Raw genomic sequence first — 17,984 nt, 5'->3', positions numbered from 1 at the left:
ATAGAGAATACATTGGTTATCGAGCCGGAAATAATCTATTCCCGACAATAAAACTAATTTTTATGGGGCATTTGGGCTTGCGCCCAATCAGCACCAAACAAGTGTAAATGATGCGCAAGCCTTGCTTCTGCTTCGCGTAATTTTACTCGTCTATTCTTCTTTGCAGATGCGGTTAAAAGTCGATTGTTGTGCTCATGCACTGCAACAGTTACGTTAATGGACTTTGATTGTTCAGGCACAGGTTTGTCCTATTTGGTTTATATAAAAATCTGAATTCACATATCCATGGTTTAGTCGCACACTATTTCAAGTTACGGGTATACAAAGTAAAACCGATTGACATACAGGCAATTTAATTCAGGTTAAAACGCTAAACAATGTTTGTTATCTAATTGGGCGCACAAGTTTGTTGGTTTCTGTTCAGTTAGTTTTGGTAGGGACGGGATTTGATTAGTATGTCGCTAAAATGTGTCGGTTGAGTATTTATGATCTGCACCAGATAGACTGCAAGCGCTAAAGACATGGGATGAGGCCAGCATGAGCACGTACTCAACTGACTAAGCGAATTGATGTTAGTGGTTAAAGAATTAGCTGACATGTTGTAAGTCACTCCCACCCAAGCATATTACTAGGCAAAGGAAAGTAACGAACCAAGCGTGAGTGGTAGCTGGTCATCGAAGCGCCTAATTAGGCCGTGAGGTCTATTTTGACCTATGCCACAACATCTGGCTTGTAAGTAAGCTTATGTGACTTATAGTCAGTGGTCTTATAATTTGTTTTTATTACACTAAAGTGACTTAAATCGGTAATTGGCTATATATGAATCATTCACTTCGAAAAAACACCGCATTACTACTACGTGAAATACGCATCGAGTCTGGACTTAGCCAGGATAAATTGGCAAAAAAATCAGGTATTGATAGGACCTTCATTTCTGGAGTGGAGCGTAACCAACGTAATGTCACTTTAGATACGCTCGAAAAGTTATTGGGAGCTCTGCAAATAGACTCAGCGGATTTTCTTATACGTTTATCTCAGATTAAGAGCTAGATTTGACGAGAGAATCAACGAAAATTTGGGCGCTTTTTATTGCTTCTTGAGCATCAAAAGTTAGCCCTTGCTCTAAAATGCTCGTTCCGTCAGAAATAGAGTATTCATAACCCTCATTATACTGGTCAGGATTATTTTCAACGTACAGAGTGTATCCTCTGTACTCCTCTTCATAGTAAAATTCTGGGTAATGATCAATTATCATAATAAAGGTCTCCTTTAGTCATATTATCTCGCGATGATACGTAAAGGTCTACGGACTATGAGTCACAAAGTGTGTAGTATTTTACTTCGTAAGATTTAATCGATGTGAACTTCCTCAACCGCTTCTTATTGGTATAGCTCTACTAGAGATCGGTTCTGATACTGAACAAGAATTTTAGCTCAAAAGCAAATTGATAGATAAAGTTCCAATCTCATAGGGTTGCGGTGAGTAGGTGAATTTTATAAATTAAAAAGTCAATAAAATCATTCACGTAAAATTAATTCTCAGTATTGTCAGGAGTTCTGAATATCTGTTTCCATTTTCTCCCTGGCGCTATTGTCGGTGGAGCTTTTTCGTGATCTCTTATTGTACAATAACTTAGAAGAACATTAGGCAATCTCGTAGTGATAACGTCACATGGCAAAAGGTAGCGGTTAATACGCTGCCTTTTTGGTGTTTGGTTGTCTTTGAATCGGTAGGGCAGTGAACTAGTTTAATTTGAATTTAGCAATAACGTTGCAGCCTGGCGCGGTATTAATATTTTGAACCAGCTTAGCCACTTCAGGATTTGGGTTGCATTGACGTACTAAAACTAACACGCGTTCAGAAGCAACAAGCAAAGGCAAATACTCGCAAGAACAGCCTCATTCTTGTCTGCTTCTCGAATACTTACCAATACTGATGCTCTTATGACCGCCCCTCTGCATATTAGTATCGACTATGCGAAGCAGTTCGACTTGGTGCTCAAGCCCATTCAAATAACACTAGTACCACACCAATACTATTTGTTATGGCATAGCAAAAGCCACCGTGATCCTGAACACAAATGGTTTAGTGAGCTTTGCTTTCCTATCTTGCAAAATAGCCTAATTAGTGCGATTGAAGAAGGACGCAAGTTAATGGATCAGCAGTAACACTTTAATCTGAACTTAGCAATAACGTTACAGCTCGACGCGGTATTGATGTTTTGTACCAATTTAGCCACTTCAGGATTTGGGTGGCGTTTCATAAATACTATGAACGATGGGCAGTAGGAGGTATTGGGTTATCTATCGTTGGTGAGGTACAAGCCGAGCTGCGCTTTCATGAAAAACCAGGAAATCTAGTATTAAGCGAACGCTCCAGTATTAAAGGCCTGCAAATGTTAACTTCCCCCGCGTCGATTAACTATGCCAATACACCCTGAAATTCGCTTTGCTTATTTATTTAGTATCCTTTCGTTTAATGCCTCTTTTAACCATAAACATGGGTACTGTCATCCCAATTACATGAGCTGCCTCTAAGTAATTGCATCAACAAACAATGGGGAAAAGGTGCGTTAACTCATTTGTGCAAGAGGCTATAGCACAAATGGTCATTTGTTGAATTATTCAAAACTCATTTTACAGTTAGACTTTACATAAAAATGTAGCTTGTTAAGCATCAGGTTTTTCGCTCTGCCGGCATTATGTAAGATCTTCATCACCCACATAAGTCTTTCTTAATTCATATAGGACACCTTTATTTTTCCAAAAGCATCGAGGTCATACTCGTTAAAATCTAAAGCTTTATCGTTTTCGGCATGCTCTTACTCAAGCACCATCTCTTGAGTTACTGGTATAGTGTTAGCCAAATCACCCCGCTAGAGCCCGTATTGAAGATAGGGAGGCAAGTTCCCCCCGAACTTGACCTATCCAGACGCAGCAAGCAAAGGCGTTTGGGTTAGGTGTAAGTAAATATTCTACTCGCTATGTATTTGCTGTGTAAATGCTCAGTAATTAAGCGGCTTGGTTGGCTCGCAAAAGTGGCGGCAAAAATGGCGGCATACATTGTAAAATAGCGTTATTTATAGGTGTAAATCGCTCATTACTGCTGTTGGTATATACAGTTTCATTTATTTAACTTTTTGATTTTAAATGATTAATGCCAATTTTTGCTAAGTTCTACGGCATGTCTTCAGAAAGCGCAATGGCGAAACACTCTGGTGGCGTAGCTAAATACCGTGCAGCTGAAGGTAAAACAGTATTATTGCCATTCCGTGGTAGCGTGCACGACACTATTTCAGACATCCTTGGCGGCGTACGTTCAACGTGTACATACGTAGGCGCCGCAAAGCTTAAAGAGCTAACTAAGCGTACGACTTTCATCCGTGTGCAAGAGCAAGAGAATAACGTATTCGGTAAAGAGTAGCGGTTAGTTCTCACGATTAGGTAACAAACACGAGCCACTAAATAGAGTGGCTCTTTTTTAACCAATTCGTTGCTAACCATCGGGGAATGTAATGAATGGAAGTACTTTCTCTTCTAATCATCAGGATAACGAAAAATGAGTGATACAGCTTATCAAACTGAAATCAAAGCATTATCTTATGATATTCCTACCGAAAGGGTAAACTAAGTGACAACAACGCACATTGAGCTACTCAGGCACGGTCTTCCTGAAGGAGAAGCGTGTTTTCGTGGACATACCGACTTTTTGTTAACAGCAGAAGGGCTAAACCAAATGCGATCTGCCGTTAATGGTGGTGAGTTACCCGATGTGGTGCTGAGTTCACCTTTGCTGCGTTGCCGGAAGTTTGCTTTAGAATACAGTGAGCAAAGCGGTTGTCCCCTTGTGATGAATGCCGATTTTAAAGAAATCCATTTTGGTGATTGGGATGGCAAGCCAAAACAAGAAATTTGGGATACTCAGCAAGAAGCGTTAACCCAATTTTGGGCATCCCCATGGCAAAATACACCACCTAACGGAGAAACGGTCGAGAGTTACGATCAGCGAATTGAAAGTGCTTGGGCTGCTATGTTGGAAGAACATAAAGGTAAAAAGATTTTACTTGTGACTCATGGTGGGGTGATGAAACAAATCATCAGGCAAGTACTTCAACTGGCCAAAAATGAAGTTTATTTGCAGCGGCTTACCATACCGTACGCTGCAAAAATAAAGATAACCGTTTATCATGATAGCGACGGCAAGCTTTGGCCTGAACTGCATTGGCCTACGTAACAGAGAACTCAAGAGCAATGATTGATAAACTAACAAGAGAGTGGCAGGTTTTTCTATTGTCTGTCGCGATATTCACACGGATCCCGATTTCTGCTTCAGTGCCATACAGTGAAGAGCGCAAGAACGAATCATATAAATACTGTGGCTTGGTTGGTCTGCTCATCGGCTCGCTGACGGCCTTGGTGTATTTTGTGTGCCAACTGATCTGGCCGGTAGACGTCGCCGTTGTGTTATCTATGTCATTCAGCATTTATGCCACTGGGGCTTTTCATGAGGATGGATTTGCCGACACATGTGATGGATTCGGTGGCGGTTTTACCGCTGAGCGTAAACTGGCAATAATGAAAGACTCGCGAATTGGTGCCTACGCATTATTGGGTATGGTCATGCTAATTCTGCTCAAATACACCACGTTGGTTTCTTTAACACAAGTTCCTATCGCGCTGATCGTCGCACACGTGTTAAGTCGGACTCTATCAGTCAGCTTCGTGCATACGCACGGCTATGTTCGTCAGGTCGAACAATCTAAGTTGCAGATAGCTAAAAGCGCCAACAGCAAATCTGATGCCATCACGTTAATCGTCATCGCTACGTTGGTGGTGCTGATTGCGCTGCCAATGAAATCGGCCTTAATTCTTGTGTCTGTTTTGTTTATTGCTCGTCTATGGTTTAGTCGTTGGATGGTGAAACAAGTTGGCGGCTACACTGGTGATGCACTGGGTGCCGTTCAGCAGATGTCGGAAGTTATCTGTTATCTCGTGCTATTGTTGCTCTCGTGAGTTTTTAATCATTTATAACCCATCACTGAGGGCACTCTTGAATCGAGGTTGATTACCTTATCTAAAGGGAGCATAGTGCCGATGTTAATATATGCTAGAGTCCCAAATGACACCGAATAACAGCTCAACCTTCAACGTGCCTGCGTCTTGTTTTACCCCTTTTATAGCGGATGTAAAACAGCACGCTTTGCCTGAATTATTTACCTTCCCGTATTACTACACTCCACATCCTCTTGCTACTGCCGCCATGAAGCAATTGCAAGCGCATTTAACGTTGCTGCAAAATCGGCATGATTGGAAAGAAACGGAAGATAAACCTCTTGAGTCAGGCAATATGTTTGCCGTTCTCGTAGTAGAGAATGAACAGGGGCAATTAGGGTATTTATCATCGTATGCGGGCAAAGAGTCGGATACGCCCGAGTGGCTGACTACGTCAGATAACTTTGTGAATGCAGTTTTCGACATCGAGGTACATCACGCAGAACTTGCTCCTATTCAACGGGAACTAGACGAGGCGAGAGCGCAACTGGTTGAATTGCAACGGTCGCTGGACATTAGTTCACGTATCGATGAATTGACAACAAAAACAAGTCAATCTGAACAAGAATTAAAAGAGCTTGCGCAGTCAATGTCGGAAGGAAAGAAGCGACGCAAGCAACTAAGAAAGGAAGCTGAATCTCGGTTGGGTTTATCACTCTCACAAGACGAGTTGGATTTGCTGATTAAAACGCTTGGCGATGAAAGCAGCCGAGAGAAAAGAAAACTCAAAGCGCTTAAGCAGCAATGGCAGATATCCTTAACGGAATTGAGCGCAAGGGTAACTCTTAGCCACTCTCAAATACAACAACAGCAAGAGGCTTGTAATCATCTGGTTACTGACATGGACACGGCATTAAATAAAGCGTGCCAGTTTTTGAATCAAGCAGGCGAACTTAAAAGTCTTCACGAGCTGTTTGAGCACGGTGAAGCGATCCCACACTCTAGTGAGCAGAATTTGCCTAAGCTGTTGCAGGCTGCATTTACTCATCATTATAAGCCGGTGGCCTTAGGTGAATTTTGGTGGGGTTGTGCGCCTTATGACTCAATTCGTCAACACGAAAACTTATACCCAGTATGCCAAAGTAAATGCTTCGAAATTCTAGAACATATGTTAGACGGCATAAGAATGGACGAAAGCCCGTTAGAGCAAACGCCGTCTTTTGATAAGGCGTTAGAGATCGTCTATGAAGACGATGTGCTGGTGGTTGTGAATAAACCTGCAGAGTTCCTTTCTGTGTCAGGCAAATACATCAGTGATTCTGTCCATGCTCGCATTCGGGCTCTTTATCCAAACGCAACCGGTCCGTTGATTGTTCACCGTTTAGACATGTCTACGTCCGGGTTGTTAGTCTTAACGCTTACCGCAGAAACCAATAAGCACGTCCAGAGGCAATTTATTCAGCGGACGGTAGAGAAGCGCTATACGGCACTTTTGGAAGGGGTGATTGCCGAGACCGACGGTAAGGCGTTGAGCGGAGAAATTACATTGCCCATCCGTGGTGATATGGAAGACAGGCCAAGGCAAATGGTTTGTCAGCAACTGGGCCAAAAATCAGCAACGAAATATCAAGTGCGAGAAGTGAGTAACAACCGTACCAAAGTCTATTTGTACCCTAAAACCGGTCGAACTCATCAGTTACGAGTTCATTGTGCTCACCAAGCTGGGTTAAATATTCCGATTGTAGGAGACGACCTATACGGTTTTAAAGACAGCAGGTTGCACTTACACGCAGGTTACTTAAAGTTTACCCACCCCATCACTAACGAAGTGGTGGAGTTTGAAGTGCCTGCAGAGTTTTAATTCAGTTATCTAACTTGTATTCAATTGATTTAACTCATTTGCACTATCAATGCACAAAGGGTAAATTTGATGTCGCTTGTGAAGGGGCTAACCTGTTATCGGATTCATCGCTTCACAAGAGCGGGAAAGAGCAATATTAAAAAATCTCACTCACACCGCTAGAAATATCGCGCCACATTGAAACTCGGTCAAAATTTACCATTTTAATAAGCTTGCATTCAAAGAAAATTGAAAGAGAAACGTTAATGAACGATACCATTTTCAAACTTGATAACGTGATTCAAAACTACATTTGGGGAAGTAAAAGTGCCATTGGCGATCTGTTTGGTATTGAAAACCCAACCAACGAACCACAAGCCGAAATTTGGATGGGTGCTCACCCAAATGGCTGCTCTAAGGTAGCGAAAACCGGTCAGTTGCTGTCAGAGCTTATTCAGAGCAATCCAACTGCCATACTTGGTGAATACACAACACAGCGTTACGGTGAACTGCCTTACTTGTTTAAAGTACTGTCGGCGGCTAAGCCTCTTTCGGTACAAGTTCATCCTAGTCGTGAAAAAGCTCAGGTAGGATTTGCCAAAGAAAACGAACAAGGCATTGCTCTGGATGCACCGAACCGCAATTACAAAGACGCGAATCATAAACCTGAATTAGTTTATGCATTAACGTTTTATAAGGCGATGAATGGTTTCAGGGAAATAGAGCATATTATTGCTTTGTTTGAGGCAGCAAATATCCGCTCTCTTGAGGATGAGCTTGCCAGCTTGAAATGCACGCCAAATGCGATTGGGCTTGGGCAGTTTTTCTCTGACGTAATGACGTTATCAGGAGAAAAGAAACAAGCGGCGCTATCAGAATTAAAACAGGCTGTATTAGTAACACCGACCACGATGATGGCAAGAAGTGCGTTCCAACTGGTGAGTGAATTTTACCAAGATTACCCCGACGACATTGGTCTGTTTTCGCCATTACTATTAAACGTTGTTGAACTGGCTCCAGGCGAGGCAATGTTCTTACATGCTGAAACACCTCATGCCTACGTTGAAGGCACGGGCCTTGAAATCATGGCGAATTCAGATAACGTACTTCGCGCTGGCTTAACGCCTAAATTCATGGATGTAGATGAATTAATGGCGAATACAACCTTTGAAAGCGTTTTAGAACAAGACATCAAGTTAGATGCTTATAAAATGGACAATAAAATTGGCTTTCCAATTCCTGTTGACGATTTTGGTTTTGAGGTGATTGAATCAACCGACAGCATCGTTTCTCAATATGTTAGAGGTGCGGAAATCGTATTTTGCATTAAAGGCAGCGTGTTGCTTGAATCGGGAGACCAATCGCTTAAATTGGAGGCAGGGGAATCGGCGTTTATATGTCATGATGCAAAAGTGTACCAATACCAAGGCAACGGAACGCTAGCGAGAGCATTCAATTAACCTTGGTTTGTTATCTTGAGAGGGATCTTATTGGTGATTGCACGAAGAAGACGTGTTAATCACCAGTGGATATTGGTCCGTTGGGTGAGGAATGATCTGAACCTTCCAGTTATAGATGGCTTCGATGTTCTCTTGCGTCAGGACCTCCCATGGTGAACCGTCGGCCACGATGGTTCCCTCATTTAATATCATGATTCTGTCGGCGTACTGCGCGGCGAGGTTAAGGTCATGCATGACAATGATCACCGCTGCACCTTCGCTAACTAGGCGCGTAGCAAGGCGTAAAGTCTGATGCTGATGCGAAAGATCTAAGGCAGAGGTTGGCTCATCTAACAGCAGTATTTTTTTACCGTTACTTTGCGCAAGCTGTGTCAAAACTCTCGCAAAATGAACTCGTTGTTTTTCCCCTCCAGAAAGGCTCGGGTAAGATCGCTCGGCTAAATGATAAACATCGGTGTCGGTCATATTCTGTCTGGCAATAGCTTGAATACTTTCCGTGGAACCTTCAAGTGGAATGCCCCCTAGCTCTACCACTTCTTTAACTGAAAAATTGAACGTAAGGCTACTTGTCTGCGGAAGAACGCCTAAGTGCTTTGCTAGCGATTTCGATTTCCAGCTTTTAACGTGGTCGCCAAAAAAGTGGATTTCACCACTGCTCGGGTACTCTTGGGTTATTAGCTTTAATAACGAGCTTTTTCCCGTTCCGTTAGGGCCTAGTAATATCGTTAACTCACCAGCTTTGAAATCGGCATTGATGCCTTTTAAAATGGTGCGTTTACCAAATGATAAGCTTAAATTCTTTAAATGAATGACCGACGATTTTAGTTCGGTGGGGTGGGTTGCGACTCGGCTCATTACAAACGACCTTTTTGTTTAATTAGAAGCCACATGAAAAAAGGTGCCCCAAGCAGTGCTGTCACGATGCCTACCGGCATGTCGAGTGGGGCGACGGCTGTGCGTGCAATCATATCGGCGACGAGAAGAAGTAGGGCGCCGATCATCATGGAAATGGGTAATAGAGATTTATGATTAGGACCAATCAGCATTCGGCCCACATGCGGTACAATAAGCCCAATAAAGCCGATCATTCCTGCTAGCGCAACCGTTACGCCAACGCCCGCCGCAGTCAGTAGAATTAACTTCCGCTTCAAGCTTTGCACTTCGATACCGAGATGCTTCGCTTCAGATTCCCCGAGTAATAGAGCATTTAGTGATTCGGCGTATCGATAAAACAAAGAAACTAAAATGATCAGAGTGGCAAAGGCTAACCCTAAGCCTCCCCAATTTGCTCCAGCTAATGAGCCCATCGTCCATAAAGACAAATCACGCAGAGCTTGATCATCTGCGAAGTAATTCATTAGGCCAAGGCCTGCGCCGGCAAGGGCACCGATAGCAACACCAGCCAGCAGCATCATGGTGACTGAAGTTCCATTGGATCCTGTCCCTAATTTGTAAACTAATACTGTTGTAATCGCCCCTCCCAAGAATGAGAAGATCGGAACCGTTCCAAATAGCAAAATATTGGGATAGCTTTCAGCTAATGACCCAAATAACACAATCGCGATGGCCGCACCCAGTGAGGCACCAGCACTTACGCCGATGATACCGGGGTCAGCAAGAGGATTCCTGAATAGGCCTTGCATGACGGTTCCGCATATTGCCAAAATAGCACCAACAGCAATGGCCAATAATGTCCGTGGCAAACGAATTTGCTGAATAACCAACGCGATGTGGTTCGGAATATCATGGCTTCTTAGCCCATCAGGCAATAGCGCATTAATGCTTTGGCTCAAAGTAATATCCATCGGCCCTAATGCTACAGAGCTGATGATAGCGGCGTATAGCGCTATCAATGCAATGAAGATCAGGCTCTTGGTTTTTACATGATTGATAGGTAATACAGTCATGGTCATCGATACTAATGAGATGCAAATTGGGTGTTGAGCGTTTTAGCCAACTCGAGACTTTGTAGACCGAACCCCCCGACTAACGCACGGCTAGGAACGGATACAATCCCACCGTTTGTTCCCGCTGGCGTAGCCGCAAGGAGTGGTAGTTTTTGCAGTATTTGATCCGCACCGCCAAATTTGTGCCATGCACGGTCACTGACTAAAATGTAGTCTGGCTGCATATTGATGATAGCTTCATAAGATAGCGGCTTATAAGACTCCATCTCTTTTGCTGCAGGGTTAACGGCACCAGATAACGAAATTATTTTATCAATAGGCGTATTTGAACCAGCGGCCGTGGCAGGCCTATCTTCATTAATCATCAAAAACATGACTTTTGGTTTCACGCTTAATGGGCTGTTTTTTAGGTTAGCGATATCTTGTACGACTTTTTGTTTGATCTTTTCTGCTTGGCTTGGTTTGTCTACGATGCCAGCAATGATATCAATTCGTTGGTTTAGCGCTTCAATAGAGTTACCAGCTGGCATCGTCATAACCTCAACTTCACTTGCTGCCAATAAATCTAATGTGGTATCTGGCCCCATTTCATCTGAGCCAATTAAGCGAGTAGGGTTGAGTGCCATGAGCCCTTCGGCGGAGAGTTGACGATGGTAGCCGACCTGAGTGATTGCTGTTCCAGCCACGTAACTTTTACTTGTTACATCCACGGCCACCAGTTGATCTTGTGCCTCAAGTGCGAAAAACAGCTCGGTAATGTTGGCTCCAGCACTGATGATACGCTCTTGTGCGTTAACAGAAATTGATACTGAAGTCAGCGCCAAGGTTGCGAGCACTAATGAGGCTTTTGAAAGGGGATTGAATGTGTTCTTCATATTATTTTTCTTCCATCATGATGCTCGTAGCATCGATTTTGTTTTGTTGCATAAATGCGAGTAATTGAAGCATTTTTTCTACAGGAACTGACTTGTCAGACCCAATAATGACTTCTCTTTTAGGGAACTGGTTTTTAGCTTCAACGAGGGCGGCAGAAAAATCGGCCCACGTTTTATAGCTGGTTTGGTCGATCGCCCAATGGGGTGACTTTTCAAGAATGTTGATTGCAATAACCTGACTAACAGGTTCGGATAAAACTTGAGTTTGGTCAGTCGTTGGTATGTCTAACTGCATGGTCTTTATATTGATGTTTGCTGTTAATAACAAAAAAACCATGACGATAAATATGATATCAAGCAGAGGGGTTAGGTCTGGTTTGAAGTCGGAAGCGGATGATTGAGTACTCGAACGGATCATGCTGGTTGTTTCCAACTTGTTGAATCATCTTGTGTCGCTTGTTTATGTTGCGTCTTTGAAGAATTTAAATCGGCTGTTATCCCTTCGATAAACAAATTACAGTGGTTAAGCGCGTGCTCTATCTTGGCGAGTGTATTATCGGCCCACATATGAAACAACTGAGCCCCCATAATAGCAGGCAGCGCAATGAGGAGGCCTGCTGCTGTAGTAGACATAGCTAAACCGAGCCCGTCAGCGAGTTGAGACGGCTCAATTGAGCCAGACGTCGTCGCAAGGCTTTTGAACATTTCAATAAGACCGATCACAGTGCCAAGCAACCCGACTAACGGCGAAATCATGCCAATAATCGAAAGGATGCGAAGGCCAGAGGTATAGGTTTGGCGTTTTCTCTGTAGCCAAATAGAAACGGTTTCTTCTCGTAGTGTTTTTTCAAAACGTCGATGAGACAACAACATTCCAGCACCTTGAAATACGGTGACCTTTGCTTCGTTTAGTTGTTCGATTAGTGCCTCTGTCTTTTGTGAATCTGTTAGGTCAAGCGTGCGAAGCTGAACCAATAGGTTTTTACTCTTGGTTCGAGTATTAAAGGCTAGAAATAGTGTTCGCTCTAATAAGATCATTAATGTAATAAAAGACATGACCGCCAGAGGCCAAGTCATCAGCCCAAGTTGAGACTGGATAGATTGGAGAATTTGCATGATTAATTTAACTCGAATGAAATAGGGACTTGAACCCTGTGTGCAATGAGCTGACCTTTGTCGCGGTAGCTCTTAAATTGCCATTGTGTGATGGCGTTTAGAGCGGCTTGATCTAGCATTGGATAACCTGATGAGTCGACGACTATTTGCTTGGTTTGTTTTCCTTGTTCATCAATCCATATTTCAACCAACACCAAACCCTCTATATTTCGGCGTTTAGCGTTACGTGGATAGTTAATGGGTGTCGGCTTAGCACTAAAGCTTGGTTTCTTGACCATTTTTGGTGCCGACGGAGGTACTTGTTGTTGCGGCTGGGCTGTATCCTCTTGAGCCGAAGTTTTTGATAACACTTGATCAACTATTGGTTTATCGACCTTCTCTGGAAAGGTTACGGCTTGTTTTTTAACTTGGACTGTGTCGGCTTTGTTCGTCTCAACAGTTTTTACGTTATCCTTCGCAGTTTTAGCTTTCCTGGTATTACGTGGAACCTTCTTGGTCGCTGCTTTGTTTGTGACTAATTCTTTATTAATTGGCTCAGTTGGCTTGAGCGTCTTTAGTTGCTTTCTCGGTTTAGTTATCGTGTTTCGTTTCGTATCTTTTGCATAGCCTGTCGCTTTTTCTGGTTTTGGGTTACGCGCTGGTTCCGGTTGTGTCTTGGAAAAGGGTTTAGCTTCCGAAACGGATTGCTGATTCGGTTGAGTGGATGAGCGCTGTATTAACTGAATACTTACCGAGCTACCAACGTTCTCAGAGATAGGCGCAATAGTCATTGGCTTATAATTCGCAGAGAATGCAACACCATGAATAATGAGTGAAATCCCCGCAAAAACCAAATACCTTTTCAACTCCATTTTGACCTCAATAACGATAAGTAATAGCGTATTGTATAATTATCCACTAATTGCGAATGAGATCAATTATTATTTATATTATCAAGTCAAATATGTACTATGCAGCTCAGTTACCCAAATCCAATTCGTGAATTATTAGACAGCTATGTTTGAGATCGATACTAAAAATACGGATATCGTAGGACTTTCAACACCAGACCCTCTGCGCTTTGCATTTAGCCGAAAACGCTCGGCTCACGCAGGGGGGAAGTTGGACATGGTGCCACCGCCTTTAGTGCAGCAGAGTTTAACGGATGTACTAGCAGGTAATTCGTCCTCGTCAGTCACGGTAGCTTCACGTTGCCTCTACATTCACATACCGTTTTGTCGAGTAAGGTGTACGTATTGCAACTTTTTTCAATACGCGTCTTCAAAGCAACTAATGGCATCGTATTTTGACGCTTTAATGATGGAAATTCGTTGGAAGGCGTCTATGGCATGGACTCAAGCTCAGCCATTTCAAGCGGTATACGTAGGTGGCGGAACTCCAACAGATTTGTCGGCACTGCAGTTAGAGCAACTAGGCAAGGCGATTCGAGCACACTTTCCACTTACATCAGACTGCGAAATCACCCTCGAAGGACGGGTAAATCGTTTCGGAGAGGATAAGTTTGAGTCGGCACTAGAAGGTGGCTTTAATCGTTTTTCATTTGGTGTTCAGAGTTTTGACAACTTAGTAAGGCGAAGTGCAAAACGTTTAGATGACGGAGATCACGTCATAGAAGCGTTGCAGCGCATGATGTCGTATAACGCGGCACCAATCGTAATCGACTTGCTGTATGGATTGCCTTACCAAAATCTAGACAACTGGCAAGCCGATCTAGAAACCTATTTGGAAGTAGGTGTTGATGGCGTTGACCTTTATCAACTGATCGAGATGAAAGGGCTGCCGATGGAAAGGGCCGTTGCACAAGGAAAGTTACCCTACCCAGCCGATACACCAACAAAAGCTTCTATGTTTAAGATGGGGGTGGAGTTCATGGCCAAGCACCACCAAAGACGTTTAAGTGTGAACCACTGGGCGTCGACTAACCGTGAACGCAGTATCTACAACAGCCTTGCTAAAACAACCGCCGAAGTGCTGCCAATAGGCGCGGGGGCTGGTGGTAATGTGGCAGGGCTTAATATGATGCAGCATCGAGACATGGACAAGTACATAGAAGCCATTCAGCAACAGCATTTTCGTCATGCGTAGTGCGCCAGATCGCGCTATTACAAGTTTTGTTAAGTCTGCGATGGATCGCGGGGTAATAACCAAAAAAACACTGAATATGTGTGCAGGTTTTGGCATGTTTGAAATGCTACTGCCGTTGTTTGTTGCTTGGCAAAATAATGGCTTAACTAAGCTCAGTGACGATTATGTAGAGCTAACATTAGCGGGTGAGTTTTGGGCAACAACACTTGCACAGAACTTGATTCAGGTGATTCAAAGTGGGGCGATGACAACAGAACCGGATAAAAGCTCGACATCCAAAAATCAGTCACCGAATAACAATAAAATAAAAGCCGTTTTGGCTTAAAGGAGAAAAGATGTTTTCGCAAACTTCGTACGATGACGTGAAAGTTTTAGTAAGCAGCGCGCTAGAAAAAGACACAGGGATTCCAGTATCTACACTCGCCGAGCAGCTTAACTTGACAGAAGGCGAAGTAACGTTTGCTTTGCCCTCGGATCAAGTATCCGTAATCGCGGGTATTCACACGGAATCCATTTTGTCATTGTTACCCGAGTGGGGGCCAGTGACGACAATTGTTCATTCATTTGGCTCAATTTTTGAGTTCAAAAACCCGTTCCCAAAGGGGAAGGTGTCCCATGGTTACTATAATATTATGGGCAAAGAAGGCTTGCATGGTCACCTACTTATCGACGTCATAGAACACGTTGCATTTGTTAGTAAACCTTTTAGAGGCATGGAAAGTTATTATATTGGGTTTTTCGATGCCCAAGGTCACTGTGTATTTAAAGTGTATGTAGGCAGAGACAAAGCACGAGTTCTTTTACCTGAACAAGTGATCGCATTTAAAGAATTAAAAGGAAAATTGGCGTAATGAGCAGCGTGAAATTAGAAAGACTTCAAAATCGTATCGGTCCAGAAATTCAAGAATTCAGAGATGGATGTCAAACGCTACAGTTGGCAACACTCAACGGTGCCATACCACATGTAAGTTATGCGCCATTTGCTCATAACGAGCAAGGGTACTTTATTTTAGTCAGTGACATTGCTCAGCATGGCCAGAACCTGAAAACGGCTAAATCAGTTTCTATCATGATGATCGAAGACGAATCGGCGGCGAAAACCATTTACGCTAGACGTCGTTTAGGTTTTGACACTCAAGCTGAATGCATCGACAAACAATCAGAAACCGGTATTGCAGCCATTGCGTGTTTAAAAGCAAGGTTTGGCGATATTGTGGAAAGTTTAAGCTCGTTAGCAGATTTCAATTTGTATCAACTTACACCGGAAAAAGGGCGTTATGTAAAAGGATTTGGACAGGCGTTTGACGTGTCAGGTGATGACTTACTTAGTTTTGTTCATCTAGATGAAGGGCATAGAAAAGAACCCAATCCAGCATAACGGTATAGAGCACGTACCTTATGATTTAATTTAATCAAACTTTAGCTCAATCCCATTCTAATAAAATCAGCCAATCTTATGAATTGGCTGAAGGATTGCTGCGCTCAAAATATTTTAAATGGAATAGATTATGTTTATCAAAAAACCTTTAGCGGTGGTGATTACCGCAATTCTAGCTTCAAATAATGTTGTTGCTGACGATCAAGTGTATTCACTTGATGAAGTGGTCGTCTCGGCTACTCGAACAAACCAAACCATCCAAGATACGTCAGCTTCTGTCAAAGTCATTTCTGATCAAGCGATTGAAGAGAATATGACGAACAGCGTATCCGACTTGTTTGATTATACGCCGGGTGTTGATGTCCAGACGGATTCACGCCAAGGGGTGCAGAGCATCAATATTCGCGGTATGGAAGGCAACCGCGTGAAGATCTTAATTGACGGTGTTTCCCAACCAAATCAATTCAAAAACAACTAATCCTTTATTAACTCCGGTCGTGTAGATCTCGATATCGATATGATTAAGTCCGTTGAAGTGGTAAAGGGCGCGGCATCTTCATTGCAAGGCAGTGATGCGATTGGTGGTATTGTCGCTTTTGAAACGAAAGATCCAAGTGATTTTCTTAAGGGTGGTAAAGACATTGGTGGTCACGCCAAACTTAACTATTCTTCTGCAGACAAGACGTTTTCTCAATCCGTTGCATTGGCGAACCGTTTCGAGGATTTAGAAACTTTAGTGGCATATACTCATAAAAATGCTGAGGAATTGAATAACTTCGGTAATGATAGAGAGCAAGAAACTAAAGCAGATAACTTGCTGGTAAAACTTCAATATCAGTTAAACCAAGAACACCGCATCGAATTTACTGGCGAAATGGTGAAAGGCAAGACAGACACCGTTTTCAATGACAGCGACTATAAAAACTACACGGGTAAAGATACAAGTGATCGTACTCGAGTTGGGATTAAGCACATTTGGAACACAAAGGCTGCGTATGCTGATAAAGTTGAGTGGCAGTTGGACTATATGTCTAAAAAAACAAATGGTGTGACCAATCGAACGTACCTAAAGGCAAGCCGTGGTACACCCGCAGGCAACGTTCAAACTAAAGATTACATCTACAATGACAAAGGGTTCCAAGGTGATATTCAGCTAGACAAATTCTTCACCTTTGGCAATTCTGAACATTTCGTCGTGTATGGCGCGTCGTTCAGTGATAAAGACATTGAAAATGTTAACGATGAGTTCAACTCGCTCAAGCCGGACACACAAGTGTTTTATATGCCAGAGGCAAGTGAACGTCGTTATGGTTTATTTGTACAAGATGAAATCACCATTGGAAAATTGATCTTAACCCCTGGTATTCGTACGACTCATTTGAAACCAAACCAGGGAATAATTTTCCAGAAGGCAGTACGGTCGATAAATCCTTGTATAAAGACTACCAAGACTCAGCTTTTACTGGTCGACTTGGTGCGCTTTATAGCGTAAATGACAGCAATAAAGTTTTCGCTCAAGTGAGTCAAGGATTCCGAGCGCCAGACTTCCAAGAACTGTTCTATTCGTTTGGTAATCCGGCACATGGCTATGAAAGTATTCCAAACCCGAACCTGAAAGCAGAAAAGAGCCTATCCTATGAGCTAGGCTGGCGCCATGACGTAAGCGCATCATCAACGGAATTTGCCGTATTTTATAGTCAATACGATGATTTCATTGAAATGAAGGACGTGGGATACCGTGGTCGAATTCAGCAAAACCAATACGTAAACATCGATCAAGCGACGATCAAAGGTGCCGAGCTCACCAATACCTTGAATTGGCACGAATTGGTGGGTGCTCCCAAAGGCATGACGACTTTACTCTCTGCCGCCTACACTGAAGGTAAAGATCACGAAGGTAATCCATTGAACAGTGTTAATCCATGGAATGCAGTGGTAGGGTTGAATTATGACGCACCATCAACGCTATGGGGCTCATCTTTGAAGGTGTCTTACACTGCGGGCAAAAAGCAGGAAGACATAACGCCAACCAAGAACCGTGCAGGCCAAGATCAACCCGTGTTTGCTCCGGGTAGCTCGACGGTGGTCGATTTAACGGCCTATTACATCCCTATGAAAGATCTGACATTGCGTGCCGGTATCTTCAACTTAACGGATGCAGAATACTACAATTGGAGTGATGTTCGTGGGAGACAAGAAGAAGACAAATTCTACACACAAGCGGGCAGAAACTTCGGAATATCAGCAAAATACGATTTCTAATCATCGTTTCCATTAAATGAACAGGCCGCTTTTCATTGGAAAAGCGGCTTTTTTTGTACAAAGGCAGAG

The 17,984-nt window shown here is 43.1% G+C and carries 16 protein-coding genes and 4 pseudogenes; 11 read left to right on the top strand and 9 right to left on the bottom strand.

Going from position 1 to position 17,984, the window contains the following annotated elements; genetic code table 11:
• Positions 1-53: 53 nt before the first annotated feature.
• Positions 54-239, bottom strand: a complete 186-nt coding sequence (locus VTAP4600_RS25235) for a TraY domain-containing protein (protein WP_102525416.1) — start codon at positions 237-239, stop codon at positions 54-56.
• A 580-nt stretch (positions 240-819) separates the two neighbouring features.
• Between VTAP4600_RS25235 and VTAP4600_RS25230 the strand changes: the two genes are divergently transcribed.
• Complete coding sequence (locus tag VTAP4600_RS25230) at positions 820-1,050, top strand: helix-turn-helix domain-containing protein (RefSeq protein WP_102525415.1); 231 nt, start codon at positions 820-822, stop codon at positions 1,048-1,050.
• Here VTAP4600_RS25230 and VTAP4600_RS25225 read toward each other — a convergent pair.
• Entirely contained in the window at positions 1,040-1,255 is a 216-nt protein-coding gene (locus VTAP4600_RS25225) for a hypothetical protein (RefSeq protein WP_102525414.1), read from the bottom strand. The genes VTAP4600_RS25230 and VTAP4600_RS25225 overlap by 11 nt on opposite strands.
• Before the next feature lie 689 nt (positions 1,256-1,944).
• Here VTAP4600_RS25225 and VTAP4600_RS25220 point away from each other — a divergent pair.
• Entirely contained in the window at positions 1,945-2,169 is a 225-nt protein-coding gene (locus VTAP4600_RS25220) for a type 2 periplasmic-binding domain-containing protein (protein ID WP_102525413.1), read from the top strand.
• On the opposite strand, the pseudogene VTAP4600_RS25850 reads toward VTAP4600_RS25220, so the two are convergent.
• Positions 2,160-2,267, bottom strand: a pseudogene (locus tag VTAP4600_RS25850) (DUF2753 family protein); the annotation flags it as partial. The gene VTAP4600_RS25220 and the pseudogene VTAP4600_RS25850 overlap by 10 nt on opposite strands.
• Positions 2,268-3,166: 899 nt before the next feature.
• Here VTAP4600_RS25850 and VTAP4600_RS25210 point away from each other — a divergent pair.
• From VTAP4600_RS25210 to manA, 5 genes and pseudogenes are all read left to right on the top strand, one after another.
• Positions 3,167-3,424: pseudogene (locus VTAP4600_RS25210) on the top strand (IMP dehydrogenase); the annotation flags it as partial.
• Between the two features lie 207 nt (positions 3,425-3,631).
• A complete protein-coding gene (locus VTAP4600_RS25205; protein WP_102525412.1) occupies positions 3,632-4,234 on the top strand; it encodes a histidine phosphatase family protein in 603 nt (200 codons plus the stop codon).
• A gap of 17 nt (positions 4,235-4,251) precedes the next feature.
• Positions 4,252-5,013 carry an adenosylcobinamide-GDP ribazoletransferase gene (locus VTAP4600_RS25200; protein ID WP_102525411.1) on the top strand — a complete coding sequence of 254 codons (762 nt, stop codon included), beginning with the start codon at positions 4,252-4,254 and terminating at the stop codon, positions 5,011-5,013.
• Between the two features lie 106 nt (positions 5,014-5,119).
• Positions 5,120-6,853 (top strand): RluA family pseudouridine synthase, encoded by a 1,734-nt coding sequence (locus VTAP4600_RS25195; protein WP_102525546.1) that lies wholly within the window; start codon positions 5,120-5,122, stop codon positions 6,851-6,853.
• A gap of 245 nt (positions 6,854-7,098) precedes the next feature.
• A complete protein-coding gene (gene manA / locus VTAP4600_RS25190) occupies positions 7,099-8,292 on the top strand; it encodes a mannose-6-phosphate isomerase, class I (RefSeq protein WP_102525410.1) in 1,194 nt (397 codons plus the stop codon).
• Between the two features lie 27 nt (positions 8,293-8,319).
• Here manA and VTAP4600_RS25185 read toward each other — a convergent pair whose 3' ends face one another.
• The 6 genes from VTAP4600_RS25185 to VTAP4600_RS25160 are packed head-to-tail and all read right to left on the bottom strand — an operon-like array spanning position 8,320 to position 13,041.
• Entirely contained in the window at positions 8,320-9,147 is an 828-nt protein-coding gene (locus VTAP4600_RS25185) for a heme ABC transporter ATP-binding protein (RefSeq protein ID WP_102525409.1), read from the bottom strand.
• Positions 9,147-10,199, bottom strand: a complete 1,053-nt coding sequence (locus VTAP4600_RS25180) for a FecCD family ABC transporter permease (protein ID WP_102525408.1) — start codon at positions 10,197-10,199, stop codon at positions 9,147-9,149. Before VTAP4600_RS25180 ends, VTAP4600_RS25185 begins: the two co-directional genes overlap by 1 nt.
• Positions 10,200-10,210: 11 nt before the next feature.
• Entirely contained in the window at positions 10,211-11,074 is an 864-nt protein-coding gene (locus tag VTAP4600_RS25175; protein ID WP_102525407.1) for a heme/hemin ABC transporter substrate-binding protein, read from the bottom strand.
• Between the two features lies 1 nt (position 11,075).
• Positions 11,076-11,492, bottom strand: a complete 417-nt coding sequence (locus tag VTAP4600_RS25170; RefSeq protein ID WP_102525406.1) for an ExbD/TolR family protein — start codon at positions 11,490-11,492, stop codon at positions 11,076-11,078.
• Positions 11,489-12,190, bottom strand: a complete 702-nt coding sequence (locus VTAP4600_RS25165) for a MotA/TolQ/ExbB proton channel family protein (RefSeq protein ID WP_102525405.1) — start codon at positions 12,188-12,190, stop codon at positions 11,489-11,491. The genes VTAP4600_RS25170 and VTAP4600_RS25165 overlap by 4 nt, the downstream gene beginning before the upstream one ends.
• 2 nt (positions 12,191-12,192) lie before the next feature.
• A complete protein-coding gene (locus VTAP4600_RS25160) occupies positions 12,193-13,041 on the bottom strand; it encodes an energy transducer TonB (protein ID WP_231897960.1) in 849 nt (282 codons plus the stop codon).
• Positions 13,042-13,186: 145 nt separating this feature from the next.
• Between VTAP4600_RS25160 and hutW the strand changes: the two are divergent.
• The 4 genes and pseudogenes from hutW to VTAP4600_RS25140 all read left to right on the top strand — a co-directional run bounded on the left by hutW (position 13,187) and on the right by VTAP4600_RS25140 (position 17,915).
• A pseudogene (hutW, locus tag VTAP4600_RS25155) lies at positions 13,187-14,600 on the top strand (heme anaerobic degradation radical SAM methyltransferase ChuW/HutW).
• 10 nt (positions 14,601-14,610) lie between these two features.
• On the top strand, positions 14,611-15,126 hold the full coding sequence (gene hutX / locus VTAP4600_RS25150) for a heme utilization cystosolic carrier protein HutX (protein WP_102525404.1): 516 nt from the start codon (positions 14,611-14,613) through the stop codon (positions 15,124-15,126).
• A complete protein-coding gene (gene hutZ, locus VTAP4600_RS25145; RefSeq protein WP_102525403.1) occupies positions 15,126-15,653 on the top strand; it encodes a heme utilization protein HutZ in 528 nt (175 codons plus the stop codon). Before hutX ends, hutZ begins: the two co-directional genes overlap by 1 nt.
• 130 nt (positions 15,654-15,783) lie before the next feature.
• Positions 15,784-17,915, top strand: a pseudogene (locus VTAP4600_RS25140) (TonB-dependent hemoglobin/transferrin/lactoferrin family receptor).
• The last annotated feature ends 69 nt before the right edge of the window (positions 17,916-17,984 follow it).

Source organism: Vibrio tapetis subsp. tapetis (genome assembly GCF_900233005.1).
Taxonomy (GTDB): domain Bacteria; phylum Pseudomonadota; class Gammaproteobacteria; order Enterobacterales; family Vibrionaceae; genus Vibrio; species Vibrio tapetis.
The sequence above is the reverse complement of the archived record's forward strand: the minus strand, read 5'-3'. Positions and strand labels throughout refer to the sequence as shown.

Excerpts from the sequence above, each read along its gene's own strand:
- hutZ (WP_102525403.1), top strand. The coding sequence starts at position 15,126 with ATGAGCAGCGTGAAATTAGAAAGACTTCAAAATCGTATCGGTCCAGAA.
- VTAP4600_RS25230 (WP_102525415.1), top strand. The coding sequence starts at position 820 with ATGAATCATTCACTTCGAAAAAACACCGCATTACTACTACGTGAAATA.
- VTAP4600_RS25165 (WP_102525405.1), bottom strand. The coding sequence starts at position 12,190 with ATGCAAATTCTCCAATCTATCCAGTCTCAACTTGGGCTGATGACTTGG.
- VTAP4600_RS25225 (WP_102525414.1), bottom strand. The coding sequence starts at position 1,255 with ATGATAATTGATCATTACCCAGAATTTTACTATGAAGAGGAGTACAGA.
- hutX (WP_102525404.1), top strand. The coding sequence starts at position 14,611 with ATGTTTTCGCAAACTTCGTACGATGACGTGAAAGTTTTAGTAAGCAGC.
- manA (WP_102525410.1), top strand. The coding sequence starts at position 7,099 with ATGAACGATACCATTTTCAAACTTGATAACGTGATTCAAAACTACATT.
- VTAP4600_RS25170 (WP_102525406.1), bottom strand. The coding sequence starts at position 11,492 with ATGATCCGTTCGAGTACTCAATCATCCGCTTCCGACTTCAAACCAGAC.
- VTAP4600_RS25175 (WP_102525407.1), bottom strand. The coding sequence starts at position 11,074 with ATGAAGAACACATTCAATCCCCTTTCAAAAGCCTCATTAGTGCTCGCA.
- VTAP4600_RS25220 (WP_102525413.1), top strand. The coding sequence starts at position 1,945 with ATGACCGCCCCTCTGCATATTAGTATCGACTATGCGAAGCAGTTCGAC.
- VTAP4600_RS25180 (WP_102525408.1), bottom strand. The coding sequence starts at position 10,199 with ATGACTGTATTACCTATCAATCATGTAAAAACCAAGAGCCTGATCTTC.
- VTAP4600_RS25160 (WP_231897960.1), bottom strand. The coding sequence starts at position 13,041 with ATGGAGTTGAAAAGGTATTTGGTTTTTGCGGGGATTTCACTCATTATT.
- VTAP4600_RS25200 (WP_102525411.1), top strand. The coding sequence starts at position 4,252 with ATGATTGATAAACTAACAAGAGAGTGGCAGGTTTTTCTATTGTCTGTC.
- VTAP4600_RS25185 (WP_102525409.1), bottom strand. The coding sequence starts at position 9,147 with ATGAGCCGAGTCGCAACCCACCCCACCGAACTAAAATCGTCGGTCATT.
- VTAP4600_RS25195 (WP_102525546.1), top strand. The coding sequence starts at position 5,120 with ATGACACCGAATAACAGCTCAACCTTCAACGTGCCTGCGTCTTGTTTT.